This is a genomic window from Citrobacter sp. Cpa228, assembly GCF_030333085.1.
GTDB classification, from domain to species: domain Bacteria; phylum Pseudomonadota; class Gammaproteobacteria; order Enterobacterales; family Enterobacteriaceae; genus Citrobacter; species Citrobacter pasteurii.
The window spans coordinates 477228-503193 of sequence record NZ_JAOWGQ010000055.1 but is presented as its reverse complement, the minus strand read 5'-3'; the positions used below and the strand labels follow the sequence as shown (position 1 = coordinate 503193).

General features: G+C 51.0%; 24 protein-coding genes and 1 riboswitch. Of the genes, 7 read left to right on the top strand and 17 right to left on the bottom strand.

Annotation, left to right across the window (positions count from 1 at the left end; genetic code table 11):
- Window positions 1-15: 15 nt before the first annotated feature.
- Genes OGX91_RS20895 through OGX91_RS20885 form a run of 3 tightly spaced genes read left to right on the top strand, consistent with a single transcriptional unit; the run spans window position 16 to window position 3256 of the window.
- A complete protein-coding gene (locus OGX91_RS20895; protein WP_005129141.1) occupies window positions 16-1293 on the top strand; it encodes a nucleoside permease in 1278 nt (425 codons plus the stop codon).
- Window positions 1290-2294 (top strand): ADP-ribosylglycohydrolase family protein, encoded by a 1005-nt coding sequence (locus OGX91_RS20890; protein WP_005129149.1) that lies wholly within the window; start codon window positions 1290-1292, stop codon window positions 2292-2294. The genes OGX91_RS20895 and OGX91_RS20890 overlap by 4 nt, the downstream gene beginning before the upstream one ends.
- On the top strand, window positions 2291-3256 hold the full coding sequence (locus tag OGX91_RS20885) for a PfkB family carbohydrate kinase (protein ID WP_182290257.1): 966 nt from the start codon (window positions 2291-2293) through the stop codon (window positions 3254-3256). The genes OGX91_RS20890 and OGX91_RS20885 overlap by 4 nt, the downstream gene beginning before the upstream one ends.
- Here OGX91_RS20885 and OGX91_RS20880 read toward each other — a convergent pair.
- Genes OGX91_RS20880 through thiM form a run of 3 tightly spaced genes read right to left on the bottom strand, consistent with a single transcriptional unit; the run spans window position 3230 to window position 5613 of the window.
- Entirely contained in the window at window positions 3230-3976 is a 747-nt protein-coding gene (locus OGX91_RS20880; protein ID WP_005129153.1) for a GntR family transcriptional regulator, read from the bottom strand. The two genes, OGX91_RS20885 and OGX91_RS20880, sit on opposite strands and share 27 nt — an antisense overlap.
- Window positions 3977-4027: 51 nt before the next feature.
- Window positions 4028-4828 carry a bifunctional hydroxymethylpyrimidine kinase/phosphomethylpyrimidine kinase gene (gene thiD / locus OGX91_RS20875; RefSeq protein ID WP_040230642.1) on the bottom strand — a complete coding sequence of 267 codons (801 nt, stop codon included), beginning with the start codon at window positions 4826-4828 and terminating at the stop codon, window positions 4028-4030.
- Complete coding sequence (thiM, locus tag OGX91_RS20870) at window positions 4825-5613, bottom strand: hydroxyethylthiazole kinase (RefSeq protein ID WP_149691495.1); 789 nt, start codon at window positions 5611-5613, stop codon at window positions 4825-4827. Before thiM ends, thiD begins: the two co-directional genes overlap by 4 nt.
- A 31-nt stretch (window positions 5614-5644) precedes the next feature.
- Window positions 5645-5741, bottom strand: a riboswitch (TPP riboswitch).
- A gap of 234 nt (window positions 5742-5975) precedes the next feature.
- Between thiM and OGX91_RS20865 the strand changes: the two genes are divergently transcribed.
- Window positions 5976-6308, top strand: coding sequence for an RcnB family protein (locus OGX91_RS20865; RefSeq protein WP_149691494.1), 333 nt, complete (start codon window positions 5976-5978; stop codon window positions 6306-6308).
- 63 nt (window positions 6309-6371) lie between these two features.
- Here the strand turns inward: OGX91_RS20865 and OGX91_RS20860 are convergent, their stop codons facing one another.
- From OGX91_RS20860 to apbC, 6 genes are all read right to left on the bottom strand, one after another.
- Window positions 6372-7367, bottom strand: coding sequence for a fimbrial protein (locus tag OGX91_RS20860; RefSeq protein ID WP_149691493.1), 996 nt, complete (start codon window positions 7365-7367; stop codon window positions 6372-6374).
- Window positions 7368-7377: 10 nt separating this feature from the next.
- A complete protein-coding gene (locus OGX91_RS20855) occupies window positions 7378-9858 on the bottom strand; it encodes a fimbrial biogenesis outer membrane usher protein (RefSeq protein ID WP_149691492.1) in 2481 nt (826 codons plus the stop codon).
- Window positions 9859-9870: 12 nt separating this feature from the next.
- Window positions 9871-10554 carry a fimbria/pilus periplasmic chaperone gene (locus OGX91_RS20850; protein ID WP_149691491.1) on the bottom strand — a complete coding sequence of 228 codons (684 nt, stop codon included), beginning with the start codon at window positions 10552-10554 and terminating at the stop codon, window positions 9871-9873.
- Window positions 10555-10605: 51 nt separating this feature from the next.
- Window positions 10606-11178, bottom strand: coding sequence for a fimbrial protein (locus OGX91_RS20845; protein WP_149691490.1), 573 nt, complete (start codon window positions 11176-11178; stop codon window positions 10606-10608).
- Window positions 11179-11455: 277 nt separating this feature from the next.
- Window positions 11456-11737 (bottom strand): DUF2574 family protein, encoded by a 282-nt coding sequence (locus OGX91_RS20840; RefSeq protein WP_040230635.1) that lies wholly within the window; start codon window positions 11735-11737, stop codon window positions 11456-11458.
- A gap of 276 nt (window positions 11738-12013) precedes the next feature.
- Window positions 12014-13123, bottom strand: coding sequence for an iron-sulfur cluster carrier protein ApbC (gene apbC / locus OGX91_RS20835; protein WP_040230634.1), 1110 nt, complete (start codon window positions 13121-13123; stop codon window positions 12014-12016).
- Between the two features lie 164 nt (window positions 13124-13287).
- Here apbC and metG point away from each other — a divergent pair, with 164 nt between their 5' ends.
- Window positions 13288-15321 (top strand): methionine--tRNA ligase, encoded by a 2034-nt coding sequence (gene metG / locus OGX91_RS20830; protein WP_286627249.1) that lies wholly within the window; start codon window positions 13288-13290, stop codon window positions 15319-15321.
- Window positions 15322-15438: 117 nt separating this feature from the next.
- Here the strand turns inward: metG and OGX91_RS20825 are convergent, their stop codons facing one another.
- The 3 genes from OGX91_RS20825 to OGX91_RS20815 are packed head-to-tail and all read right to left on the bottom strand — an operon-like array spanning window position 15439 to window position 18357.
- The gene (locus OGX91_RS20825) at window positions 15439-15909 is read right to left on the bottom strand and encodes a YehS family protein (RefSeq protein WP_005129173.1); all 471 of its coding nucleotides are present in this window, start codon (window positions 15907-15909) and stop codon (window positions 15439-15441) included.
- A gap of 46 nt (window positions 15910-15955) precedes the next feature.
- Window positions 15956-16675: a two-component system response regulator BtsR gene (gene btsR / locus OGX91_RS20820; RefSeq protein WP_005129174.1), complete on the bottom strand. Its 720-nt coding sequence runs from the start codon at window positions 16673-16675 to the stop codon at window positions 15956-15958.
- A complete protein-coding gene (locus OGX91_RS20815) occupies window positions 16672-18357 on the bottom strand; it encodes a sensor histidine kinase (protein ID WP_005129175.1) in 1686 nt (561 codons plus the stop codon). Before OGX91_RS20815 ends, btsR begins: the two co-directional genes overlap by 4 nt.
- Window positions 18358-18582: 225 nt before the next feature.
- Here OGX91_RS20815 and mlrA point away from each other — a divergent pair, with 225 nt between their 5' ends.
- Both mlrA and OGX91_RS20805 read left to right on the top strand, forming a co-directional pair.
- Window positions 18583-19314 (top strand): HTH-type transcriptional regulator MlrA, encoded by a 732-nt coding sequence (mlrA, locus tag OGX91_RS20810; RefSeq protein WP_286627248.1) that lies wholly within the window; start codon window positions 18583-18585, stop codon window positions 19312-19314.
- A gap of 51 nt (window positions 19315-19365) precedes the next feature.
- Complete coding sequence (locus OGX91_RS20805; RefSeq protein ID WP_003027354.1) at window positions 19366-19473, top strand: protein YohO; 108 nt, start codon at window positions 19366-19368, stop codon at window positions 19471-19473.
- On the opposite strand, the gene OGX91_RS20800 is transcribed toward OGX91_RS20805, so the two are convergent.
- The 5 genes from OGX91_RS20800 to bglX form a co-directional block, all read right to left on the bottom strand.
- Entirely contained in the window at window positions 19454-20185 is a 732-nt protein-coding gene (locus OGX91_RS20800; protein ID WP_286627247.1) for an ABC transporter permease, read from the bottom strand. The two genes, OGX91_RS20805 and OGX91_RS20800, sit on opposite strands and share 20 nt — an antisense overlap.
- A complete protein-coding gene (locus OGX91_RS20795) occupies window positions 20169-21116 on the bottom strand; it encodes an ABC transporter ATP-binding protein (RefSeq protein WP_286627246.1) in 948 nt (315 codons plus the stop codon). Before OGX91_RS20795 ends, OGX91_RS20800 begins: the two co-directional genes overlap by 17 nt.
- Window positions 21109-22275 (bottom strand): ABC transporter permease, encoded by a 1167-nt coding sequence (locus tag OGX91_RS20790; RefSeq protein ID WP_040230632.1) that lies wholly within the window; start codon window positions 22273-22275, stop codon window positions 21109-21111. The genes OGX91_RS20795 and OGX91_RS20790 overlap by 8 nt, the downstream gene beginning before the upstream one ends.
- Before the next feature lie 15 nt (window positions 22276-22290).
- Window positions 22291-23208, bottom strand: coding sequence for a glycine betaine ABC transporter substrate-binding protein OsmF (gene osmF / locus OGX91_RS20785; RefSeq protein WP_142879381.1), 918 nt, complete (start codon window positions 23206-23208; stop codon window positions 22291-22293).
- Window positions 23209-23439: 231 nt separating this feature from the next.
- Complete coding sequence (gene bglX, locus OGX91_RS20780; protein ID WP_005129186.1) at window positions 23440-25737, bottom strand: beta-glucosidase BglX; 2298 nt, start codon at window positions 25735-25737, stop codon at window positions 23440-23442.
- Window positions 25738-25966 lie beyond the last annotated feature (229 nt).

Below are 25966 nucleotides of genomic sequence, written 5' to 3'. Positions count from 1 at the left end.
ATGAAGGATTTAAAGATGAAAACTACAGTTAAGCTGTCGTTCATGATGTTTGTGGAGTGGTTTATCTGGGGCGCCTGGTTTGTGCCGCTTTGGCTCTGGCTGAGTAAAAACGGCTTTACTGCCGGTGAAATTGGCTGGTCTTATGCCTGCACCGCCATTGCCGCGATCCTCTCACCGATCTTCGTCGGTTCGATCACTGACCGCTTTTTCTCTGCGCAAAAAGTACTGGCTGTGCTGATGTTTGTCGGCGCGATTTTGATGTATTTTGCAGCGCAACAGACGACGTTCGGCGGATTCTTTCCGCTATTGCTGGCGTATTCACTCACCTATATGCCGACGATTGCACTAACCAACAGTATCGCCTTCGCCAACGTCCCGGATGTCGAACGTGATTTTCCACGCATTCGCGTAATGGGCACGATCGGCTGGATTGCATCCGGCCTGGCTTGTGGGTTCTTACCGCAAATGCTCGGCTATAACGACATTTCACCGACCAACATTCCACTGCTCATTACAGCCGCGAGTTCCGCGTTACTGGGTATCTTCGCTTTCTTTTTACCGGATACGCCGCCGAAAAGTACCGGCAAGATGGATTTCAAAGTCATGCTGGGTCTGGATGCGCTGATCCTGCTGCGTGATAAGAACTTCCTGGTCTTTTTCTTCTGCTCTTTTCTGTTTGCCATGCCGCTGGCGTTTTACTACATCTTCGCCAACGGCTACCTGACAGAAGTTGGGATGAAAAATGCGACCGGCTGGATGACGCTGGGCCAGTTCTCTGAAATTTTCTTCATGCTGGCACTGCCGTTCTTCACCAAACGCTTTGGCATTAAAAAGGTACTGTTGCTTGGTCTTATCACTGCCGCGATCCGCTACGGATTTTTTGTTTACGGCGGCGCGGAAGAATATTTCACCTACGCCCTGCTATTTCTCGGCATTCTGCTACATGGCGTTAGCTACGACTTCTACTACGTTACGGCCTACATCTATGTCGATAAAAAAGCGCCAGTGCACATGCGTACCGCTGCGCAGGGGTTAATCACTCTCTGCTGTCAGGGATTTGGCAGCCTGCTCGGCTACCGCCTGGGTGGGGTGATGATGGAAAAAATGTTTGCTTATAAAGAGCCGGTTAATGGACTCACCTTTAACTGGGCTGGCATGTGGGGATTTGGTGCGATCATGATCGCCGTTATCGCCGTGCTGTTTATGATTTTCTTTCGCGAGTCAGACAAAGAAATTACCGCCATTAAGGTGGACGACCGCGATATCGCATTGCAACAAGGGGAAATTAAATGAAAGCAGAACGTATTCTCGGTGCTCTTTATGGGCAGGCGTTAGGGGATGCGATGGGTATGCCGTCGGAACTGTGGCCAAGAACCCGGGTTAAAGCCCATTTCGGTTGGATCGACCGTTTTTTGCCAGGTCCGGCGGAAAATAATGCCGCCTGCTACTTTAACCAGGCGGAGTTTACTGATGACACGTCTATGGCGCTGTGTCTGGCAGATGCCCTTCTCGAGTGCAACGGAGAAATTGTTCCGGACGTTATTGGCCGCAATATCCTCGCCTGGGCTGAACGTTTTGATGCTTTCAATAAAAACGTGCTGGGTCCCACCTCAAAAATTGCGCTCAATGCCATCCGCGACGGTAAGCCCGTTGCTGAGCTGGAAAACAACGGTGTCACCAATGGAGCGGCTATGCGCGTGTCGCCGCTGGGATGCCTGCTGCCCGCCCACGATGTTGATGTGTTTGTTGATGATGTGGCATTGGCCTCCAGCCCGACGCATAAATCGGATCTGGCTATCGCCGGTGCGGTCGTGGTCGCATGGGCGGTATCACGCGCTATTGATGGCGGAAAATGGTCAGAGATTGTCGACGCACTGCCTGCCATTGCCCGGCATGCCCAACAAAAACGGATCACCACCTTTAGCGCATCACTCTCTGCACGCCTTGAACTGGCGCTGAAAATCGTCCGTAATGCCGACGGCATTGAGTCTGCCAGTGAACAGCTGTATCAGGTGGTCGGAGCCGGAACCAGTACTATTGAATCCGTGCCTTGCGCCATCGCGATGGTCGAACTGGCACAAACCGATCCTAACCGCTGCGCCATTCTGTGCGCGAACCTCGGCGGCGACACTGACACCATCGGAGCAATGGCAACCGCTATTTGTGGTGCGCTACACGGCGTAAGCGCGATTAATCCGACGTTAAAACAGGAGCTGGATGCGGTGAATAAGCTCGATTTCACCCGCTATGCCAGTGCGCTAGTGCGACTGCGCGAGCTACGGGAGGCGCTATGAGTGCTACGCGTCTGCAAACGCTTCTCCCACAGTTGCACAGCCAGCGACCGGTAACGGTAGTCGGTGCGGCGGTTATTGATGTGATTGCCGATGCGTATGCTCTTCCCTGGCGCGGCTGTGATATTGAACTCAAACAGCAAGGGGTGAACGTGGGCGGTTGTGCGCTCAACATCGCCGTGGCGCTTAAGCGTTTAGGTATCGACGCCAGTAATGCTTTACCGCTGGGTCAGGGCGTATGGGCCGATATTATCCGCAAGCGCATGGCGAAAGAAGGATTGCACAGCCTGATCGATAATGCCGAGGGCGATAACGGCTGGTGTCTGGCATTGGTCGAGCCGGACGGTGAACGCACATTTATGTCCTTTAGCGGCGTCGAAAATCAGTGGAATGCTGACTGGCTGGCACAGCTAACTATCCCGCGCCACAGCCTGCTTTATCTCTCGGGCTATCAGTTAGCCTCTGGATGCGGTGAACTGCTGGTGCAGTGGCTGGAAAGTCTGGATGAAGTGACGCCATTTATCGATTTTGGTCCACGCATCGGTGACATATCCGAGGCCTTGATGAACCGCATTATGGCCTGCCGCCCGCTGGTATCACTCAATCGCCAGGAGGCGGAAATTGCCGCCGAGCGGTTTGCATTAAGTTACGACATAGCGGATTTTGGTGCCGCATGGCTGAAGCGCTTTGCCACACCCGTGGTGGTACGTCACGATAAAGATGGGGCATGGTATTTTACTGAGCACACATCCGGTTGCGTACCCGCCTTTCCGACCACAGTCGTTGATACCATCGGTGCGGGAGACAGTCACGCAGGCGGCATGCTGGCTGGGCTGGCATCAGGTTGGTCGCTGGGCGATGCCGTCCTGCTTGGCAATGCGGTAGCATCCTGGGTGGTGGGTCACCGCGGTGGCGACTGCGCCCCTTCGTGCGAGGCGTTACTCCTCGCACACAAAGACGTATAGGTCGCTTCGACAGTAACTGATACTGTATTCAATAGGCCGTTGCTGCTGATCAAGTGCTACCTGCTTGATCACCAGTACCGGCACTTTGCTGTCCATCTGGATATGTGACTGGAACTCTGCGTCCGGCATCCGCGCACTGACACGTGAGCGTGTGCGCTGTGGAAAGATATGCTGGCTGCGGAAATAGTCGTACAGTGAAACGCCAATGGCATCCACGTCATGGATAAGATGGGCGGGTACCCATGATTCTTCAATAGACACAGCATCTTCATCAACATAGCGAATTCGCTTAAGCAAGAAGACCTCACTGCCGACAGCAATGGCCAACTGCTGAGCCACCTCTTCCGGGCAGGGCACCACACGTTTATTCACCCACAGCGTATCCGGCTTTTTACCGCGCAACACCACCTGTTGTGAAAAACCGCGCGCTTCTTTGAGCGAATACTCGAAGATGTTATTGATTTGCGTCCCGTAGCCACGCGCACGCGTCACCACCCCCTCTTCCTCCAGCGCCTGCATCGCTTTCCGCACCGTAATGCGTGAAACGCCAGTCAACTGGCTGAGATCGCGCTCGCCAGGCAGGATATTGCCATGCTCCAGGATCCCACTGCGCACAGCGTTCTTAACCGTTTGAGCGAATTTCATATACAGCGGCGTGTTGTCCGCCGCTGAAATACGTTCATTCAGTTGCGCGATAAGCTGGGTATGCGCTTGTTCCATTTATCTTTTTCCTGGCGGCCGTTTCTGCAGCCAGTATACCATTTCTGCTCATCACCACCACGCGTGGAAATGATGCACCGGACCAATCCCCTCGCCCACTTCCAGCGTATCCGCCTGCGCCAACGCCGCAGAGAGCCACAACTTAGCCTCCTGTACCGTATCAGCCCAGTTAACATGACGTGGACGCAGTGCCGCCAGCGCTGCCGACAGCGTACAACCGGTGCCATGGGTATTTTTGGTCATCACCCTTGGCGCGGTAAAACGCTGTTCGCCATCACGGGTAAAGAGCCAGTCAGGGCTTTGCTCATCATCAAGATGCCCTCCTTTCATTAATACCGCCTCACAGCCCAGCGCTCGCAGCGCCCGTCCCTGTTCTAACATTTCCTGCTCCGTTCGGGCATGCGATGCCCCGAGCAACGCCGCCGCCTCCGGCAGATTAGGGGTAATAATCGACACTTGCGGTAACAGACGGGTACGCAGCGTTTCAACCGCAGAGGCAGACAACAGCGGATCGCCGCTTTTTGCCAGCATTACCGTATCCAGTACGACGTTTTGTACCCGGTGACGCTGTAAACGTTCGGCAACGGCTTCGACAATGTCGGTTTCTGCCAGCATACCGATTTTGGTGGTATCGATGCGCACATCGCTGAACACCGAGTCCAGCTGTGCAGCAACAAAGTCAGGTTCAATGCGATACACCGACTGCACCCCGCGCGTATTTTGTGCCACCAACGCGGTAATAACTGAGCAGCCGTATGCGCCAAGCGCCGAGAAGGTTTTTAAATCGGCCTGAATACCCGCACCACCGCTTGGATCGGTTCCGGCGATCGTTAATGCGTTAATCCGTTTCATGCTTGCTCCTGGGCGTTCAGGTTATAGAGAGCGTCGAGAAATGCCGGAACAAAACTTCCCGGTCCCGTCGATTGTTCAGTGGCGCGTTGTCCGGCTTGCTTCATCCAGCTACAGGCAGAAGCAACATTATTCAACCGGTCGCCCTCCAGGGCGCAACTGGCTGCGACTACCGCTGACAGTGCGCATCCGGTCCCCACTACCCGTGTCATCAGCGGATCGCCACCATGAATACTCACCGTCCGCTGACCATCTGTGACGAAATCCACTTCTCCGGTAACCGCGACAATGGTTCCAACCTGGCGTGCCAGTGTTTGTGCTGCCGGAATCGCAGCCAATGCGGTGTCGGTGGTATCCACCCCGCGCCCACCGGCGTTCATCCCGGCCAGGGCGAGTATTTCTGACGCGTTGCCACGAATTGCAGCCGGGCGCAGCGCAAGTATGTTCAGGCAAAAGCGACGACGAAAATCCAGTGCGCCAACGGCAACAGGATCCAGCGTCCAGGGGGTTTTCGCCTGCTGCGCCTGTTCGACCGCCGCGCGCATGGCAATGGCGCGGCTCTCGGTCAGCGTACCCACGTTAATCAGCAGCGCACTGGCGATAGCCGCAAACTGGCTGGCTTCTTCAGGTTCGATCACCATCGCGGGCGATGCGCCAAGTGCGAGTAACGTATTGGCGGTGAAGCTTTGCACAACCTCGTTGGTCATACAGTGCGTGAGTGGGGAAAGCGTTCTAAATTGCTGTAAGGTGTGAGCTGCAAGGGCGCGGCTGTGCCGGTCAGGCTGCATGATTCAACTCCTGTCCGCGTGAAGAAGGGACACGAGCAGTGTCAGACTTCCCTACGCTGGCATTATCCAGATCAGGTGGTACGGGTATTTCTCAGCCTTCACCAGGAAGGGCACCCCGAGTCGTTGAAACACAAATATGATATTCAGGTTTCGGCAACAGGATACTGCCTGCGCTTAACGATGTAAATTGGCGCGGAACAGGCTTTGACGGTGAAACCGCTGGTCACGGTTGCTAGATTTCTGTACTTTCATTTACACTTTTTACGAAATAACTGGCGTGATCACAAAAAAATGCTTGTCAGACATCCGGTATGCCAGGAATGATACACGACTGATTTTGACGACCCGAATAAGTAGAGAGGATGGGTATGAAGAATAAAATGTTGCTGGGTGCACTCCTGCTCGCGAGCAGCGTCGTCTGGGCCGCGCCGGCCGCAACAGCCGCCCCCACCGGTATCGATAAGTATGAGCTGAGCAGCTTTATTGCTGACTTCACCCACTTCAAACCCGGTGACAAGGTTCCACCACTGTATCTCACCGAAGAATACACCATTAAGCAGTGGAATCTGCGCAACCTGCCCGCGCCGACGCCAGGCACCCACTGGACCTACATGGGCGGCGCGTATGTGCTGGTCAATGATGCTGATGCTAAGATCATTAAAGCCTACGACGGCGAGATTTTTTATCACCGGTGAAAAAGATAACGCGCTTTCAACTAAGTGAGAGCGCTTATTAAAAATTATAACCATCTAAAAGTATTAATAATATTCCACTACTACTTTCACAAGACTTCTTACACTTCCCGAATGAAAATCATCGCTATACACCACGTATTTTCCATATAAAACAAGGTCCATTTTTTGCTCAATCGAACTAATTTCATTAAAACTCAAAAGATTATAGCTCTTACTACTACCACTATCGAAATATATCTTGTTAGCGCCATCTAATGAAATCTCAAATCCGACATCACCCGCACCTGTAGCATTTCGCGCATCTTCGTTTTTAAGAATACTACCAACTGCATTGCTTGACTCAAAATGATATCGAAACGAATCAGATGACACCCCTGTAGTACACTTAAAAGCAACCTCACCGGCCGTCTTTTCTAACCTAAAGAAACTCTGCGGTGTACCTCTCAGGTCATTAATAGATATATCTGGCGCACTAAGCACTCCATCTAAAAATTTGCATGTTTTAATTATTAATTTCACATCAGGATTTATTTTAAAAACATACTTATGGCCTTTATTTGATGTAGCGCCAATACCTGTACTTTCTCTAGGTTCAAACCTAATTTCAAAACCATCGGACAAATTTGCAGCATTTATGGAGTTTTGATTATTAGCAGAAATAACATCAAACGTGAATTTTAGGTTTTGCTTGTTAATTTCATTTATATCTTGAGCTTTATAGTTCGTTTCATAAAAATTGATTTTATATTCTACAGTATTTGGTGAGCTAGGGTAGTTTGCTTTTAGATAAATAAATCGCCCTCCCCCAACATCATATTTAAAGTAAGGTGAAGTTGGATATTTAATGTCAAAAATTGTTTCAACGCCCCAACCTAATATATTCCTGCACATTGGTTTTTTCGTGAATCCAAAGTTTTGCAAAACAAGTTCATTTCCATTCATTGTCGAAATAGATAACACCTCGTTTCTTTCTACACTTTCGATTCCGCCATCAGGAATATAGCAATTGGCAATGGAGTTAAAACTAAAAAAAACAACAAGTAAAAAAAATAATCTCATGATTTATCCCTCACCGACAAATATAAACTTTACTTTCATCAATCGTTTTGCCGAAAGTGATTGAGCATGAAAGTCCCTGTTGTTTATTGACCGCCACTTTTATCTCTGATGGCACTTCATTGGTGCGAATAAAGAGCTGACTCCCCTGGCCTACCACGCCGATATTGTGCCCGTGGCTATCTTCGATTTCGTAACCAAACGTCAGTGGTGAACCATCAGGGCGCTGCGCCCGGATATACCAAGGTTTACGTTGGTCGGTATCAAACGTTGCCAGCACAACCGCTCCCCGGTACGGCGCTGCGCTACGGCGATTACCTTGCAGGTCGGTTTCACTCTTGGCATTAGACACATCCAACGTCAAGTGGTTTTCACGATAAGGCGTTAAGCCGTCGTAGACCACCACGCCATTGCGGTTGGTGGTACGGTATTTCTGCCCATTCACATATGCCCCTTCCAGACCCGGCGCATGCATCACGGCAAACGTTTCTGATAGCCGATTGGCTAAATTCACGCCACCAGACCAGGCCACAAGGCCGCCTGAAATACTGCCGCCAGTTTGTGTGTATTTAGAAGACTGACTGTAGCTGCCGTTAAGCGTCGCGACCGGCGCATTCCACGTCAGATTACCGCCCGCCGTTGTTTCGCTGTTCTGACGTTGATGACTCAGATTCACCCCATAGTTAAACTGATCGCGACTGCCTGCAGTGCCGGAAAGCCCGGTATTGTTAGACGCAAAACCATCATCATCAAAGGTCGTGGAATTAGACACGTACAGATGTCGGCGCGGAGCGCTAATATCATCTCCCCAATCGAAAGGTATAGAGATAAAGACGTTAAAACGCTTATCTTCGTGGTGATCTTCGTCATAGGTCTGGCTGGCTGAAAAGGTGTAGCTAATTCGCTGCCAGCTATTGGAATAGCTCAACTGGTAATCTTTACTGCTGCCGCCACGCCCCCAGTAATCGCGCCACAGGGTACTGAGCGAAAACGAACCCCAACCTTGCGGCAGAGACTGGCTGACGTTAGCCGAAAAACTGTTCTTACGACCAAAATCGTTTTGATAATAGTCCGCGATATCGTACACATCATTTTCATCACGATGATAGCTGTTTTTATTGTTTGCCCAGACGTGATCGTTAAACGTGCGATAGTCTTTGGAAGAGTAGCGATACGCCGCCAGGCCAAAACGGGTGGCGGTTTGTGCCAGATATTTGTTATAGGCAATTTGGTAGCTCTGCCCATCAAACACGTCACCATTGTCCTGTTTACTATGGGACTGGGTTGCATCGAGGGAAATTGCGCCAATGCGCGTATTCCAGCCGGTCCCCACAGTGAAAGCATTGTAGTTGTTCGCCAGCATGGAACCGCCGTACAGCGTTAACAGATTATTCAGCCCGTATTGATAGCTCATCTGCGCAAAATCGGTCTGGTTACTGGCGCCTTCGATATGGCTACGTCCAGCGGCAAAATCATATTTTGAAACACCCGGTTGCAGCATGTTGGGCACCGCTGCATACGGTACCAGAAAAGTGGTTACTGAACCGTCAGCCTCTTTGATACTGACATCAAGATCTGAGCCGCCACCTGCCAATTGTAAATCGGCGATGGAAAACGGTCCTGGAGGAACCTCTTTTTGATAAACCACAAAGCCGTTCTGCTCAATGGTGACCAGCGCGTTACTCTGTGCAATCCCCTGCACTAACGGCGTGAAATTTTGTTTAGAACTTGGCAACATCTGCATATCGCGATACAGCCGCACGCCACGAAAGCGCACCGCATCAAAAATATCTGATGAGGTATACATATCCCCGGCACGCAGCGTGCCCAGAATTTGCGGTATGCCACGTTCCAGATACAGGGTATTACTTTTCCATTCACCGCTGCTGTCATCGGTTTTGTTATAACTGGCATCGGAATGCAACTGCCAGCCCAGCAGATTTAACCCACTGGTAAAACGTGCATAGGTACTTTTACTGTTACCAGAATCCTTATAGTCGCTGTAATACTGGCTGGCATAGTACGAGGTATAGAAGGCATTGATGCCACGATCCCAGTTTTCCGGAGGAACATAGCCATTCTCAAGCTCATCGACATACGCCTGCGGTACGCTGAGATCAAGACGAAACGTGCCGATATTCCAGGCGTAACTGCCCCCTTGCACCGCCTGCTTCAAGGTTGGGCATTCATTTTTCTTGTCCAAAGCTTGCGTGCTTATTCCCAGACGCGTTAATGCGTCACGGGATAAACAAGTGTCATCCGGATTATCCTTAACGGTTATTTCATACTTACCACGCCACTGCTTATTGACGTAGATATCAATATCATATTGGCCTGGCAGTGGTTGATTATCATCGAGGCGAAAATTTGAGACCTTTTCGCCTTTCATACCGCCCATCATAAAGTGGGTGTCAAACGTCTCTTCTGCGGCCTGGGCGTCAATGCCAACCAACAACAGCAGTATTGCCGAAGCAAGCGGAGTCATCCTTAACATAATCAGCTCCTGTTATTTTAGGCTGACGTTATCGCTAATATAATTGCCGTGATCATCAATAATGGTCAATTTATACTGGCTGGCGTTGCTATTCTTCAATGCCACTTTTTCACTGGAGAGCGGAGCAAGCATAATACTTTCATTGTTGATTTTGACATTATTAGCTTTAACTTCTGTCACCGTAACCCAGTTAGCAGCATCATTTCTAATAGAATAACCATTACCACTGCGTGTTAACGACAGTTTATGGAAAGTATTTTTATTAACGGCCGCTATACCTTTAGGACGATAAAATAATTTAATACGATTCTGCATCGCGAACTTCAATACATTTTTCCCAGTGTTGTCAGGGTTATTTGGTGGAATATCCAGTACATTAAGATAAAACAAGCTTTCTTTGTTATTGGGCAACATATTCGGCATTTTTTTAATTTTCAACTGCTGACCAGAATCCGCAGCTATCTTAGCCACCGGAGGAGTCAGCATAAATGGTACGTGAATTTTTTCCGGTGGCAACGAACTGTCGCCGTCATCAATCCATGACTGTACCAGTGCAGAGCGTTCACCCTGATTCATCAATTGTACCAATACTTCTTTCTTTTCTGCTGGGTAAATAACACGAGTGCCATAGATCACAATGCCAGCATGGACGGGTTGCACAGATACGATTAATAAAGCGCTTAGAATCCATTTCATGTTGCGTTCGTCCTTTAAAAAAACAGCCGGTGAACACACCGGCATAGAAATTTATTCTGCAGAAACGGAAATAGTTAAAACTGATGATATTTCCCCTGCAACAACGGGGGTTGCTGTATTTAATCTAGCGTACTGCGCTGAAAATCCCAGAGTATATTCCACCCCTGAAGAATCATCTTTAGTTGCGGTAATAATATCTTTGACATTAGTTTCCTGATCATTAGTAATAGACTTGTTACCTAATTTCAATTTAACACCAACGCCCTTAGACGCATCAACTTCACCGTTTACTTCTTTTGTATTTTTAAGTACACCCTCTGTAGTAAATTCTCCATTAGAAATTCTTATTGTATTTAATTTTGTACCTGCGGGACATATTATCTTCATTGGTGTTGAATCAGATACTTCAGTACCAACAACTACACCTGCAGACAATCCAGAAAAACGTGAAGCATCAATTTCCGGCAATGTGATAACACTTGAATTCATGTTGTCTGCAAAATGGCAAGAACTATTAATAATAGTACCTTCGATTGTTAACGTCCCTTCTTCCCCAGCAGCAAAAGCCCCGGCACTCATAAACACAGCAGACAGTACAGCAGCAGAAATAATTGAGCGTTTCATAATATCTTCCTTAATAAAGTAATTTCTATTTATTACCAGGGGTCGGCCCTTGAAATTAAATTCGCACAGCACAAACGTTACCGCAATGTAAACGCGTTGTTTTTTTGATTTAAAACAAGTTACAAATAGCAATATATTTGCAACAAATGAATATCATGACTATCATCATCGACTTTAATAAATTAACGTAATTAATCGTTAGATATCATTATTCAGGCCCAAAAAAAGCCCCCATCACTCATTAAAATGATGGGGGCCTACTATGCACTACGCTTTTTTAGTCGTAGCAATTTAATACTATCTGTCGCGAAGAGTCCCCTGGAATAGCGACGATATGGGTCACAACGCCTTGTGCTGGAGCAGTCATCACATTGTTGATATCTGCACTATGCAGAGTCTGACCACACTGCTGTTGCACAGTACTAGCCACGACATCAGTGCTACAGGTAGGTTCAACTATCTTGCCGGTAATGGTCAAGGTCGCGGTATCAGAAGCAAAAGCAGACGTGTTAATTCCATAAGCCAGTGTGATAATTCCCAAGAATAAACTAATTTTCATTTTTTCATTATTCCTGTAAGGGGTCAGAAACAGCGTGTAAGCGGCTTGTCCGTTGAATTATGAGATAACTTCCCTGCTAAAACCAATTGAAATTGTAGATTAATGAGATTGGTATGATCAATTTGAATGATGCATTAAGGGGAATCATTAGGAAAAGGACGCGGATTATAATGGCATGATGAATAATATTGGGCTGTTTGCTCACTCAATATATTCACCGCATCAATATATAATTGATACGGTGAATAAGTACAACACCTTTCGCATCAGAAAAAATTACACTGCACGGAAGGCAATCTCGCCTGGAATCACTTCACCCTGCCAGTAGAGCTGGGCGGCAACACGGCCGGCCAAATCGCGGTAAATCGCGGTGAATTCACTGTCAGGACGACTGATAACCGTCGGCATACCGCGGTCGAGATCTTCACGCAAGGAAATATGCAGCGGCATCTGTCCCAGCAGTTGGGTGTGATATTGCTCAGCCAGCTTTTGTGCGCCACCCGTGCCGAAAATCGGTTCATGATGACCGCAGTTGCTACAAATATGCATGCTCATATTTTCAACAATGCCCAGCACAGGTACTTCCACTTTTTCGAACATCACGATGCCTTTTTTCGCATCGATAAGCGCAATGTCCTGCGGCGTCGTGACCACTACCGCGCCCGTTACCGGAATGTTCTGCGCCAGCGTCAGCTGAATGTCACCGGTGCCCGGCGGCATATCCAGAACCAGATAATCAAGATCCGGCCATAAGGTCTCTTGCAGCATTTGTAACAACGCTTTGCTGGCCATTGGACCACGCCACACCATCGCATTGTCATCGGTTACCAGATACCCAATGGAATTGGTTGCCAGGCCATGGGACATAATCGGCGCCATATGGGTGCCGTCTGGCGAGGTTGGACGCTGATTTTCCGCACCGAGCATGGTCGGAATGGACGGGCCATAAATGTCAGCATCCAGGATGCCCACTTTCGCCCCTTCGGCTGCCAGCGCCAGCGCCAGGTTCACCGCAGTAGAGGATTTACCCACACCACCTTTGCCGGAACTCACGGCAATGATGTTTTTCACACCATTAATACCCGGCTGGTTTTTCACACGCTTCAGCGTCGCAATGTTATGCGACAGCTTCCAGTCAATAGCTTTAGCACCAGTAATACGCAGTAAATCGGCACTACATTGCTCTTTTAATGCCTCAAACGCGCTGTGCCAGACGAATGGCATGACCAGCTCAACGTGCAACGTGTCGTCCATCCAGGCGACATGATGCAACGCTTTCAGCGTCGTCAGATTATGCTTCAGGGTTGAATGCTGAAAATTCGCCAGCGTCCCGGCGACCATGGCGCGCAGGGTCTCTGGTGATTTGGCCTGGGATTGTGCGTTCATCCCGACTCCTTTTTGTTGTTCTGAAAGTACAATAGTCACCAGGTAGTTTACTCCAACCGCAACAATTATTCATTTACGGATAAATGCCCTTATCGCTTGGCGCAGTAATTACCATTTTGGTACTATCAAAGCCCTTTTCACTACAAAAGAAGTAATTGCCCACTATGACTCAAGTCGCGAAGAAAATTCTGGTAACGTGCGCGCTGCCGTACGCCAACGGCTCAATCCACCTCGGCCATATGCTGGAGCACATCCAGGCTGATGTCTGGGTCCGTTACCAGCGAATGCGCGGCCACCAGGTTAACTTCATCTGCGCGGACGACGCACACGGTACGCCAATCATGCTGAAAGCACAGCAGCTTGGGATCACGCCAGAGCAGATGATCGGTGAAATGAGTCAGGAGCATCAGACTGATTTTGCAGGTTTTGACATCAGCTATGACAACTACCACTCAACGCACAGCGAAGAGAACCGCGAGCTGTCTGAACTGATTTATACGCGCCTGAAGGAGAATGGTTTTATAAAGAACCGCACCATCTCCCAGCTCTACGATCCGGAAAAAGGCATGTTCCTGCCGGATCGTTTCGTTAAAGGCACCTGCCCGAAATGTAAGTCTCCGGACCAGTACGGCGATAACTGTGAAGTGTGCGGCGCAACCTACAGCCCGACCGAACTTATCGAGCCGAAATCCGTCGTTTCCGGTGCCACACCGGTAATGCGTGACTCCGAGCACTTTTTCTTTGACCTGCCGTCGTTCAGCGAAATGCTGCAGGCGTGGACGCGCAGCGGCGCGTTGCAGGAGCAAGTGGCGAACAAAATGCAGGAATGGTTTGAATCTGGCCTGCAGCAGTGGGATATCTCCCGCGACGCACCATACTTCGGCTTTGAAATCCCGAACGCACCGGGCAAATATTTCTACGTCTGGCTGGATGCGCCAATCGGCTACATGGGTTCCTTCAAGAACCTGTGCGACAAGCGCGGTGATACCACAAGCTTTGACGAATACTGGAAGAAAGACTCCGATGCTGAGCTGTATCACTTCATCGGTAAAGATATCGTCTACTTCCACAGCCTGTTCTGGCCTGCCATGCTCGAAGGCAGCAACTTCCGCAAACCGACTAACCTGTTCGTTCACGGGTATGTGACGGTGAACGGCGCGAAGATGTCCAAGTCTCGCGGTACCTTCATTAAAGCCAGCACCTGGCTGAAACACTTTGATGCCGACAGTTTGCGTTACTACTACACGGCGAAGCTTTCTTCGCGTATTGATGATATCGACCTGAACCTGGAAGATTTTGTCCAGCGCGTCAATGCTGATATCGTCAACAAAGTGGTCAACCTGGCGTCCCGTAACGCGGGCTTTATCAGTAAGCGTTTTGACGGCGTACTGGCGGCTGAACTGGCCGATCCGGCGCTGTACAAAACCTTTACCGACGCCGCAGCGGTGATTGGCGAAGCGTGGGAAAGCCGTGAATTCGGTAAAGCAATCCGCGAAATCATGGCGCTGGCCGATGTGGCTAACCGCTACGTTGACGAACAGGCTCCGTGGGTCGTGGCTAAACAGGAAGGCCGTGACGCCGACCTGCAGGCAATTTGCTCCATGGGTATTAACCTGTTCCGCGTCCTGATGACGTACCTGAAACCGGTACTGCCGACGCTTGCTGAACGTGTTGAGGCATTCCTGAACAGCGACCTGTCCTGGGATGCCATTGAGCAACCGCTGCTCGGTCACAAGGTCAACACCTTTAAGGCGCTCTACAACCGTATCGACATGAAACAGGTTGAAGCGCTGGTGGAAGCGTCCAAAGAAGAAGTGAAAGCCGCAGCCGCACCGGTGACCGGCCCGCTGGCGGATGACCCTATCCAGGACACCATCACCTTTGACGATTTCGCCAAAGTCGATCTGCGCGTGGCGCTGATTGAGAACGCCGAGTTCGTGGAAGGTTCCGACAAACTGCTGCGCCTGACGCTGGATCTCGGCGGTGAGAAGCGTAACGTCTTCTCCGGTATTCGCTCTGCTTACCCGGATCCGCAAGCCCTGATTGGCCGCCAGACCATTATGGTGGCGAACCTGGCTCCGCGTAAGATGCGCTTCGGTATCTCTGAAGGGATGGTGATGGCAGCAGGCCCTGGCGGAAAAGACATCTTCCTGTTAAGCCCGGATGACGGTGCGAAACCTGGTCAGCAGGTGAAATAACAAAAAAGCCGGAGATTATCTCCGGCTTTTCTTTTGCTTTTACTCCGGCTGGCGGTTTCGCCTTACCCGGTCTTCAAATCCCGTAGACTTTGCAAGCACAGCGCCGCTGGGCAACCATCACGACTTCGCGTTATGTACTCGCGCAGTTAAACCGCGCAAGAAATAGCGCAAGAATTGATCGCCACATTCGCGATAGTTCTTATGGTCCGGTGCACGCATCATCGCGGTGATTTCCGGCATCGATACACGAAATTTCTGTTCGGTCATGATGGCCAGAATATCATCGGTTTTCAGTGAAAACGCGATACGCAGTTTTTTCAGCACCGTATTGTTGTTAACACGACGTTCAATCGCCAGTTCCGGCGCAGAATCATCTTTGCCACGCAGATGGTAGATAAGACCGTTCAGGAAACCGGAGAGGATGATATCCGGGCAGCGAACAAACCCGTCCTCATCTTCTTTTGTCATCCAGGTGTCGAAACCTGCAGAGGTGGATTCCATCTCAGCAAGCGCAAGAATGCGCACCATATCGTTATTATTCGCTTTCAGGGTGTAGCGCAGGCTACGAAGAATATCGTTACTTAGCATAGAGCCTTCAACTGTCGGTGATGCAATGGCGCGCAGTGTACCAGTTTTACAGGCCAATCGCCTCTTTTAGACTTTTGAGGTACCGACGGCTCACCGGGACAGTCAGTCCGTTACGTAAAATCAGCTCAGCCTGACCGTTATCTTCCAGACGGATCTCCTGCAAATGGGCCATGTTGACCAGGTATTGTCGGTGGCAACGCAGCAGCGGAGTACGGCTCTCCAGCGTTCTGAGCGTCAGCTCGGTGAATCCTTCTTTGCCATCGCTACTGGTCACATAAACGCCGCTCATACGACTGCTGACAAACGCCACATCATCCATTTGCAGCAGATAGATTCGGCTATGACCGCTACATGGAATGAATTTAAGCGCCTGCTGATGTTCCGGCAGTAACGACACATCCTGCTTTGTTCGCTCCTGACGTAAACGGATCAGCGTTTTCTCCAGCCGCGTTTCTTCAATCGGCTTAAGCAGATAATCAAAAGCATGTTCTTCAAAGGCTTTCACTGCATATTCGTCAAAAGCGGTGAGAAAAACGATATACGGGCGATGCTCGGGATCCAGCATACCCACCATTTCCAGCCCGCTGATACGCGGCATCTGGATATCGAGGAACAGCACATCCGGGCGCAGCTTATGCACTGCACCAATGGCCTCTACCGCATTCGAACACTCTCCGACTATCTCGATGTCGCTTTGCTCCTGTAACAGGATCCGCAGGTTCTCCCGCGCTAGCGGTTCATCATCGACAATCAGCACTTTGATCATGCCAGTTCCTCCAGGGGAAGTCGTAAAGTAATTCGGGTAAAGAGCTCAGGCTCACAGGCTACGCTGATGCCAAAATCATCGCCAAACCGTTCCCGCAGGCGTTTGTCCACCAGACTCATTCCAAGCCCGCTGGACTCAGTCGTGGGCTGATACAGTCCGGCATTATCTTCAATATCCAGCATCAGATACTGTCCTTCCTGGCGAGCAGTGATGGAGACTTCTCCGGTATCAAGTAGCTGGGAAGTGCCATGCTTAATCGCATTCTCGACTATCGGTTGCAGAGTAAACGCAGGCAATTGCTGATGCGCAAGCGCTTCCGGGACCGTTAACGTCACCTGCAGACGGGACTGGAATCGTGCCTTTTCAATTTGTAGATAGGCATTTACGTGTTCGATTTCATCAGCCAGCGTCACAATTTCCGACGGGCGTTTTAAATTCTTACGAAAGAAAGTCGAGAGATATTGCACCAGTTGGCTGGCCTGCTCGCTGTCACGACGGATCACGGCTTTAATCGTATTCAACGCGTTAAACAGAAAATGGGGATTAACCTGAGCGTGCAGAAGTTTGATTTCTGACTGCGTCAGCATCGCTTTTTGTCGCTCATATTGTCCGGCCAGGATTTGCGCGGAAAGCAACTGGGCGATCCCTTCTCCCAGCGTGCGGTTAATTGAGCTAAAGAGACGGTTTTTGGCTTCATACAGTTTAATCGTCCCCATCACCCGCTGGTTTTCACCCCGCAACGGGATCACCAGCGTCGACCCTAATTTGCATTGCGGATGCAGTGAACAGCGATAAGGCACTTCGTTACCGTCGGCATACACGACTTCTCCGGTTTCAATCGCCCGTTGGGTGTATGAAGAGGATATGGGCTTGCCTGGCAGATGGTGGTCATCACCAATGCCGGTAAACGCCAGCAACTTCTCGCGATCAGTAATCGCCACCGCACCGATATCCAGCTCTTCATACAGCACCTGAGCGACCTTCATGCTGTTAACCTCGTTAAATCCCTGTCGCAGAATCCCCTCCGTAGAGGCGGCAACTTTTAGCGCAGTGGCAGAAAACGCCGAGGTGTATTTTTCAAACATCGCGCGTTTGTCGAGCAGAATACGCATAAACAACGCAGCGCCAACGGTATTGGTCACCATCATCGGCGCGGCAATGTTACTGACCAGGTGCAAGGCATCCTCAAAGGGACGTGCAATCAGCAAAATGATCAGCATCTGCACCAGTTCGGCGACAAAGGTAATCGCGCCAGCCGTCAGCGGACTAAACACTTTATCAGTACGACCACGTCGGGTAAGTACACTGTGTACCAGTCCCCCAAGCAGGCCTTCCACGATGGTCGAAATCATACAACTGAGCGCCGTCATGCCCCCCATCGAATAGCGATGAAGACCGCCGGTCAGGCCAACCAGTCCCCCAACAACTGGACCGCCAAGCAGACCGCCCATCACCGCGCCGATGGCGCGAGTATTCGCAATGGAGTCTTCAATATGCAGCCCAAAGTAGGTGCCCATAATGCAAAAGATGGAGAAGGTGACGTAACACAGAAGTTTGTGCGGCAGTCGGATAGTGACCTGCATCAGCGGGATAAACAGACGCGTCTTGCTCATTAGCCACGCGATAACGAGAAACACGCACATCTGCTGAAGCAGCAGCAACACCAGATTAAACTCGTACATACCCGCCAACCACACATTTCTTAAAAGCGCGTAACATACATGGGCTGCGCGTAACTTTCTTTGAACTGTTGCAAAAAAACAGGAATTTGTGAGAACGATCACTCGAAAGCGCGAGTATGGCGACAATCTCACCCTTGCTCTGATCAAAAAACAGACAAAACTACCTGGTTCGCAAAAGAGCGTCTAAAGTAAAACTGGGACCTCGCGAGCAAGAGTGAGACAACGATGGCGCTTTACACGATAGGTGAAGTGGCTTTGCTTTGTGATATCAACCCTGTCACTTTACGTGCATGGCAGAGGCGTTACGGATTACTAAAACCTCAGCGTACAGACGGGGGGCATCGCCTGTTTAACGATGCGGACATTGACAGGATCCGTGAGATAAAACGCTGGATAAATAATGGCGTTCAGGTCAGTAAAGTTAAAATGTTACTCAGCAATGAGAACATTGATGTGCATAACGGCTGGCGTGAGCAGCAAGAAACGCTATTGAGCTATTTGCAACGTAACAATTTGCACAGCCTCAGGTTGTGGATCAAAGAGCGTGGTCAGGATTACCCTGCACAAACGCTCAATACACATTTGTTTATTCCCTTGCGCCGACGTCTGCAATGTCAGCAGCCCATTCTCCAGGCGCTATTGGGGATCCTTGACGGTGTACTCATCAATTATATTGCGATTTGTCTTGCTTCGGCGCGTAAAAAACAGGGTAAAGATGCCCTGGTAGTCGGCTGGAATATCCACGATACCACCCGCTTATGGCTGGAAGGCTGGGTCGCCAGCCAGCAAGGATGGCGTGTTGATATACTGGCCCACTCGCTCAATCAGCTACGGCCCGAGCTGTTTGAAGGGCGCACCCTGCTCGTCTGGTGTGGAGAGAACCAAACCCCTGCACAACACCAACAACTGGATGAATGGCGCGCGTTGGGTCATGATATTTATCCACTCGGTGTTTAATATTTTATTAACAAACGTGTACAATCCTTGAATTCACATAAGGAGTACAAAATGAGCGCAGCTAAAATCGGTGTTATAACCCTCTTCCTGCTGATGGCTATCGGTGGTATCGGCGGCGTGATGCTGGCAGGTTATACCTTTATTTTACGTGCCGGGTAAGGTAGTACGCTAATCGCTCAAACCCGCGATCGACAATAACTGCGGCCAATGCGACCAGCAGCGCCCCCTGGATCACATAGGCGGTATTAAACCCGCTTAACCCGATAATAATCGGTGTTCCCAGCGTATTCGCACCAACGGTAGAGGCAATCGTTGCGGTGCCAATATTAATAATGACTGACGTGCGAATCCCGGCCAGAATAACCGGCGCCGCAAGCGGAAGTTCGACTTTGCGTAGCCGTTGCCCATGACTCATGCCCATCCCGCTGGCGATATCTATCACGCTGGCAGAGATCCCTCCCAGCCCTGCCAGCGTTGCCTGTAAGATCGGTAACACCCCATACAGGATCAGCGCGATAATCGCAGGCTCCGGGCCAAACCCCATCACCGGTACGGCGATCGCCAGCACCGCAACCGGTGGAAAAGTTTGCCCCACCGCGGCAATCGTTTCGACCAAAGGTCTGAACTCTACTCCCCATGAACGGGTTACCGCTACACCTGCCCCAACCCCAATAATGACAGCAATCAGGCTTGAAATGCCCACCAGAGTGAAATGCGCCAGCGCCAGCGCCATAAAGCTCTCTTGCTGATAAACAGGACGCGGCAATTGGGGAAACAACGCGCTGAACAGTGCCTGGCTGTGGGGCAATCCCACCAGCAACACCAGGAACAGCGCAATGAGCCACAGCAGAGGATCAAACAGATGTTTCACTGTGCGGTGTCTCCGAAAGCAGATCGTGAAAATGGAGCGTACCACGGACCACGCCCTGGGCATTAACCACCGGCAACACATCACAGCCACGGGCGACAAAAACAGATAACGCATCACGTAACGTCATCTCATCCACTAACGGCTCACCGGCCAACTGTTCACCACGACGGGTAAAATCCCCCACTGTGCGCAGTGACAGCAGTCTTACACCCAGTTCACTGTGGCCAAAAAAGGTCCGCACGAAATCATTCACTGGTGCCGTCAACATCGACAGCGGCGTGCCCTGCTGCACCACCTTGCCCGCATCCATTAACACCAGGTGCTCCGCCAGTCTCAGCGCTTCATCGATATCATGCGTCACTAACACGATGGTACGACCCAACAGACGGTGGATACGGGTCATCTCCTGCTGTAGCGCACTGCGTGTTACCGGGTCCAGCGCGCCAAAAGGTTCGTCCATCAGCAGGACCTGAGGGTCAGCCGCCAGCGCGCGTGCCACACCGACCCGCTGCTGTTGGCCGCCGGAAAGCTGATGCGGATAGCGGTGACGCAAATCCGCTTCCAGCCCCAGCAACGCCATCAGTTCTTCTGTTCGGTCATCAATACGCGCACGTGACCACTTTTGCAGCTGTGGTACGGTGGCAATGTTCTGCGCGACAGTCCAATGTGGAAATAAGCCAATCGACTGGATGGCATAGCCCATACGTCGTCTTAATTCCAGCACCGGCAGGCTACGGATCTCTTCCCCGGCAAAACGGATCTGCCCACTATCATGCTCGACCAGCCGGTTGATCATTTTCAACGTGGTGGACTTCCCCGAACCGGAGGTCCCGATTAATACCGAAAAACTACCTTCGCCTAAATGCAGATTGAGATCGCTCACGGCCTGTTGCTGGTTATAGGTTTTATTGACATGGCTAAATTCAATCATCGTTTGTCACCTTCAGCAGTGCTAAGCCTAAATCAAACAGCGCATCAATCAGCACTGCCAGTACCACCACCGGAATCACGCCCAGTAGCACTAAATCAACGGCGCTACTGAGCAGTCCCTGAAAAACCAGCGCGCCAAATCCGCCAGCCCCAATCAATGCGGCAATGACCGCCATCCCCACCGTCTGTACCATCACCACCCGCAAACTGCGCAGGAAAACGGGTAGCGCTAACGGAAGTTGCACCGAAAGAAAACGCTGACATGGGCTCATCCCCATAGCCCGCGCACTTTCCAGCACATCGCGCGGAACCTGATTCAGCCCGGCCACCACGCCACGAACCAATGGCAATAAGGCATACAGCACCAGCGCAATCAGCGCAGGCGTCAGGCCCGTTCCCGCTACGCCGAGCGAGCTAAGCCACGGGAAATGCTTAACCAGTCCAGCAAGCGGCGCAATCAACAAACCAAACAACGCGACGGAGGGGATCGTCTGGATGATATTCAGCACAGCAAATATTGGCCCCTGACGCGAAGCAGAAAAAGTGCACCAGATGCCCAGCGGCACGCCAATACACAGCGCAGGCACCACAGTACCGAACAGAATAGTCAGGTGCTGCGCCAGAGCATCATCAAACACATCCTGGCGGTTAGCATATTCTTTGAGCAAAGAAAGATCGTTAAGGGTACCGGACAGCAGCAGCGCCACTGGTACAGTGACAATTTGCGCATGCAGTACCCAGCGCCACAGTGGCTGAGTGGTAATACGTCGAATGGCGTCACTGCCAGCCAGCAACAACACCCCTGACCCAAGCCAGAAACCGCTCCCCAGGCTGGTTCTGGCGACAGAAGTTCCTGTCTGAGCCAGGTGCGTTGCCGCTTTCCCGGCCATAAACAACGCCGCAATCACCAGTAACTGGACAACAACCAGCGTCAAAACACTGCCGGATTTACCGGGTATGATGCATAAAACCACGAGCAGTAAAAGTGTCGCCGCCAGTCCCCACGCCATGTTGGGCCAGACCTCCCAGAGTTGACGACCTTCACCGGAAACCAGACGATTAGGGGCATAACTGATGAAAGGAAGCGCTGCCGCCGCGAAGGTGAGAAACACCAGCAGCAACAGCACCCGATTGATTGAGATTTTCGACAAAACACCCATCCGCTGCAAAGGCCGTTACTTCACCCATCCTTTTTGCTTCAGGTAATCTGCAGCAACTTTTTTCGCATCCAGTCCCTCCACGGCAATGCTGGCATTCAGCTGTTGCAGCGTTTTTTCATCCAGACTGGCAAAGACCGGCTGTAGCCATTCCCCCATTTGCGGGTAGTCCTTCAGCACCGATTCACGCACGACGGGCGCAGGCGCATAAATGGGCTGGACGCCTTTTGGATCGCTCAATGTTTGCAAACCGAGCGCCGCAACCGGGCCGTCGGTGCCGTAGGCCATCGCCGCATTGACCCCTGAAGTCTGCTGCGCCGCAGCTTTAATTGTCACCGCAGTATCGCCCCCTGCCAGTGACAACAATTGGTTCTGATTGAGCTTGAAGTCATACGCTTTTTCAAATGCGGGCAGCGCATCTGCACGTTCAATAAACTCAGCAGAGGCCGCCAGTTTGAACGTCCCCCCCTCTTTCAGGTAGCGGCCTAAATCCGCAAGAGAGACAAGTTTGTTTTTTTCAGCGATATCCTGACGTACTGCAATAGTCCAGGTATTGTTGGCGGGAGCAGGCGTTAGCCAAATCAGTTTATTTTGCTCAGCGTCCAGTTTTTTCACTTTCTCGAAACCTGCCTGCGCATTTTTCCAGGCGGGGTCGTTTTCATCTTTAAAAAAGAATGCGCCATTGCCGGTATATTCCGGATAAATATCCAGCTCACCGGAAGTGATGGCCCCACGCACCACGGGCGTAGTGCCCAGTTGTACTTTATTGACAGTTTTCACGCCGTGGCTTTCAAGCACCTGCAAAATAATATTGCCGAGCAGCGCCCCTTCGGTATCTATTTTTGAACCGACCGTGACGGGTGACGCGGCCTGTAAGGGCAAGCTTATCGTCGCTAACAGCGCCAGCGAACCCACCCATACCTTTGAGATTATCATGCTGCTCTCCTCATCCTTTTGCTGCCCTTTTCAGAGACTTGAGGAAAAAGCATAGTTGAAAAATCCAGTCTTAACCTGGCTATTGGGGGGTAACACTGAGAGTTATTAGCGGTAAGGCGAGAACAAAATAAAAAAAATCCGGCAAACCCAACGTGAATTTACCGGATGATAGGATTTCGCAGGCCTGATAAGCGTAGCGCTATCAGGCACTGTGCGTGGTTTATTCAGCCATTACAGCAGTTCAAACTCGCCCTGCTTCACTCTGGCGGAGTCTACGCCGATAAAGACGTTAAATTTGCCCGGCTCCGCATCGTATTTCATATGCTGGTTCCAGAACTTCAGCGCGTCAATATCAATGGGGAAGCTAACGGTCTGGGTTTCACCTGGCTTGAGGTTCACTTTCTCAAAACCTTTCAGCTGTTTTACCGGACGACTCATTGAGGCCGTCACATCCTGTAAATACATCTGAATGACTGTCGCGCCTTCACGCTTACCGGTGTTGGTTACCTGCACGCTGGCAGTCACTGTTCCGTCACGTTTCATTGTCGGTGCAGAGAGCTTCACATCAGACACGGTAAACGTGGTGTAGCTCAGACCATAGCCAAAGGGATACAACGGGCCATTCGCTTCATCAAAGTAGCGCGACGTATATTTGTTCGGCTTATCGGCGTTATACGGGCGACCAGTATTAAGATGGCTGTAATAGACCGGGATCTGCCCCACCGATCGTGGGAAAGACATCGGCAGCTTACCTGACGGGTTATAATCGCCAAACAGCACATCGGCAATGGCGTTACCGCCTTCGGTGCCGGCAAACCAGGTCTCGAGGATCGCATCAGCCTGCTGATCTTCTTTCACCAATGCCAGTGGACGACCGTTCATCAGCACCAGCACCAGCGGTTTACCGGTCGCTTTCAGCGCAGCAATCAGATCACGCTGGCTTTGCGGGATAGTGATATCGGTTCGACTAGAGGCTTCATGCGCCATCCCCTGCGCTTCACCCACTACCGCAACAACCACGTCAGACTGCTTCGCCGCATTAACGGCTTCATCAATCATTGCCTGCGGCGAGCGCGGGTCAACCTTCACCGCCTCTTCATACAGGTTGAGGAAATCGACAATGCCTTTGTCGTTGGTGATATTCGCCCCTTTGGCGTACACCACTTTACCCTGCTCGCCGAGGGCATTTTTAATCCCCGTCAGCACCGTTACCGACTGATCGGCAACACCGGCAGCGGACCAACTGCCCATCACATCACGCTTGCTGTCGGCCAATGGACCGACGACTGCCACGGTGGCGGATTTTTTCAGCGGCAATGTTTCCAGACGGTTTTTCAGCAGCACCAGGCTTTCTCGCGCCACTTCACGCGCCTCTTTGCGGTGCAAACGGCTTTCCGCGTTGGTGTCCTGTGGGTCAGATTCTTTGGCCCCCAGATGACTGTACGGGTCGTTAAACAGCCCCATATCATATTTCACGTTCAGCACGTGGCGCGCGGCATCGTCGAGTTCCGCCATCGTAACCTTACCCGACTTAATCAGTCCCGGTAGATACTTGCTGTAGTATTCATCGCTCATGCTCATGTTAATACCGGACGTGATCGCCACGCGCACAGCATCTTCGGGGTCGGACGCGGTTCCATGTTTAATCAATTCTTTAATTGCGCCGTGATCGGAAACCGTTATGCCTTTAAAGCCCCACTTATCGCGCAACACGTCTTTGAGCAGCCAGGCGTCAGAGGTGGCTGGCGTCCCATTCAGTGAGTTAAGCCCCACCATCACCGCACCGCTACCGGCATCCAGTCCGGCCTTGTAGGGCGGCATATAGTCGTTGAATAAACGCTGCGGACTCATATCCACAGTGTTGTACTCTTTTCCGCCCTCAACGGCGCCATAAGCAGCGAAGTGCTTGACGCTGGTCATCACTGAATACCTGTCGGCCGGGCTTTTCCCCTGCATCGCTTCCACCATGGTTTTGCCCATGATGGCAGTTAAATACGTATCTTCACCAAAACCTTCGGACGCACGGCCCCAACGCGGATCGCGGGAGACATCGACCATCGGCGCCCAGGTCATGTTCAGACCATCGTCTGCGGCTTCATACGCAGAAATCCGACCAACGGTTCTGACCGCATCAAGGTTAAAAGAGGATGCCAGGCCAAGGCTTATCGGAAACACGGTGCGTTGACCATGCAGCACGTCATAGGCGAAAAAGAGAGGGATTTTCAGGCGGCTAAGTTCCATGACCTGATCCTGCATCTTACGGATATCCTGGCGCGTGACGGTGTTAAAAATTGCCCCAACCTGCCCGTCTTTGATCATCTCGCGGATGGCTTCTTTCGGGTTATCAGGCCCGACGCTTATCAAGCGTAGTTGCCCAATTTTCTCATCCACAGTCATCTGTTTGAGTAAATCGGTCACAAACACATCCCGCGCTTCAGGCGTCAGTGGATGGTTACCAAACAAGGTGTCCGCCAGCGCTGGTTGCAACGCCAGGCCCACCGCGACACCTACAGAACATAGCCATTTCATGTTGATTCTCTCTTAATTTCTACCCGACGAGGCAGCGAAAATATAACAAAAACCGCAGCTTGCCGTAAGCCTAAACGGGAGTGGGGAAGAAAGCTAAGGATATTCTCTGAATTTTCAAAACCAGCATGAATCAGTGGGATACAACACAGAGACAATGCGAATGAGAAAGCGTATTGTCATACATAGCGCTATGCTTGTTCCTGATATTGAGTCCCACCACAAGGAGTGG

Coding starts and splice junctions, on each gene's coding strand:
- OGX91_RS20845 (WP_149691490.1), bottom strand. CDS start 11,178: ATGAAACGCTCAATTATTTCTGCTGCTGTACTGTCTGCTGTGTTTATG.
- OGX91_RS20790 (WP_040230632.1), bottom strand. CDS start 22,275: ATGGGTGTTTTGTCGAAAATCTCAATCAATCGGGTGCTGTTGCTGCTG.
- OGX91_RS20880 (WP_005129153.1), bottom strand. CDS start 3,976: ATGGAACAAGCGCATACCCAGCTTATCGCGCAACTGAATGAACGTATT.
- OGX91_RS20890 (WP_005129149.1), top strand. CDS start 1,290: ATGAAAGCAGAACGTATTCTCGGTGCTCTTTATGGGCAGGCGTTAGGG.
- thiM (WP_149691495.1), bottom strand. CDS start 5,613: ATGCAGCCTGACCGGCACAGCCGCGCCCTTGCAGCTCACACCTTACAG.
- OGX91_RS20795 (WP_286627246.1), bottom strand. CDS start 21,116: ATGATTGAATTTAGCCATGTCAATAAAACCTATAACCAGCAACAGGCC.
- OGX91_RS20815 (WP_005129175.1), bottom strand. CDS start 18,357: ATGTACGAGTTTAATCTGGTGTTGCTGCTGCTTCAGCAGATGTGCGTG.
- metG (WP_286627249.1), top strand. CDS start 13,288: ATGACTCAAGTCGCGAAGAAAATTCTGGTAACGTGCGCGCTGCCGTAC.
- bglX (WP_005129186.1), bottom strand. CDS start 25,737: ATGAAATGGCTATGTTCTGTAGGTGTCGCGGTGGGCCTGGCGTTGCAA.
- OGX91_RS20840 (WP_040230635.1), bottom strand. CDS start 11,737: ATGAAAATTAGTTTATTCTTGGGAATTATCACACTGGCTTATGGAATT.
- osmF (WP_142879381.1), bottom strand. CDS start 23,208: ATGATAATCTCAAAGGTATGGGTGGGTTCGCTGGCGCTGTTAGCGACG.
- OGX91_RS20895 (WP_005129141.1), top strand. CDS start 16: ATGAAAACTACAGTTAAGCTGTCGTTCATGATGTTTGTGGAGTGGTTT.
- OGX91_RS20850 (WP_149691491.1), bottom strand. CDS start 10,554: ATGAAATGGATTCTAAGCGCTTTATTAATCGTATCTGTGCAACCCGTC.
- OGX91_RS20865 (WP_149691494.1), top strand. CDS start 5,976: ATGGGTATGAAGAATAAAATGTTGCTGGGTGCACTCCTGCTCGCGAGC.
- apbC (WP_040230634.1), bottom strand. CDS start 13,123: ATGAACGCACAATCCCAGGCCAAATCACCAGAGACCCTGCGCGCCATG.
- OGX91_RS20805 (WP_003027354.1), top strand. CDS start 19,366: ATGAGCGCAGCTAAAATCGGTGTTATAACCCTCTTCCTGCTGATGGCT.
- OGX91_RS20885 (WP_182290257.1), top strand. CDS start 2,291: ATGAGTGCTACGCGTCTGCAAACGCTTCTCCCACAGTTGCACAGCCAG.
- OGX91_RS20860 (WP_149691493.1), bottom strand. CDS start 7,367: ATGAGATTATTTTTTTTACTTGTTGTTTTTTTTAGTTTTAACTCCATT.
- mlrA (WP_286627248.1), top strand. CDS start 18,583: ATGGCGCTTTACACGATAGGTGAAGTGGCTTTGCTTTGTGATATCAAC.
- OGX91_RS20825 (WP_005129173.1), bottom strand. CDS start 15,909: ATGCTAAGTAACGATATTCTTCGTAGCCTGCGCTACACCCTGAAAGCG.
- thiD (WP_040230642.1), bottom strand. CDS start 4,828: ATGAAACGGATTAACGCATTAACGATCGCCGGAACCGATCCAAGCGGT.
- OGX91_RS20855 (WP_149691492.1), bottom strand. CDS start 9,858: ATGTTAAGGATGACTCCGCTTGCTTCGGCAATACTGCTGTTGTTGGTT.
- btsR (WP_005129174.1), bottom strand. CDS start 16,675: ATGATCAAAGTGCTGATTGTCGATGATGAACCGCTAGCGCGGGAGAAC.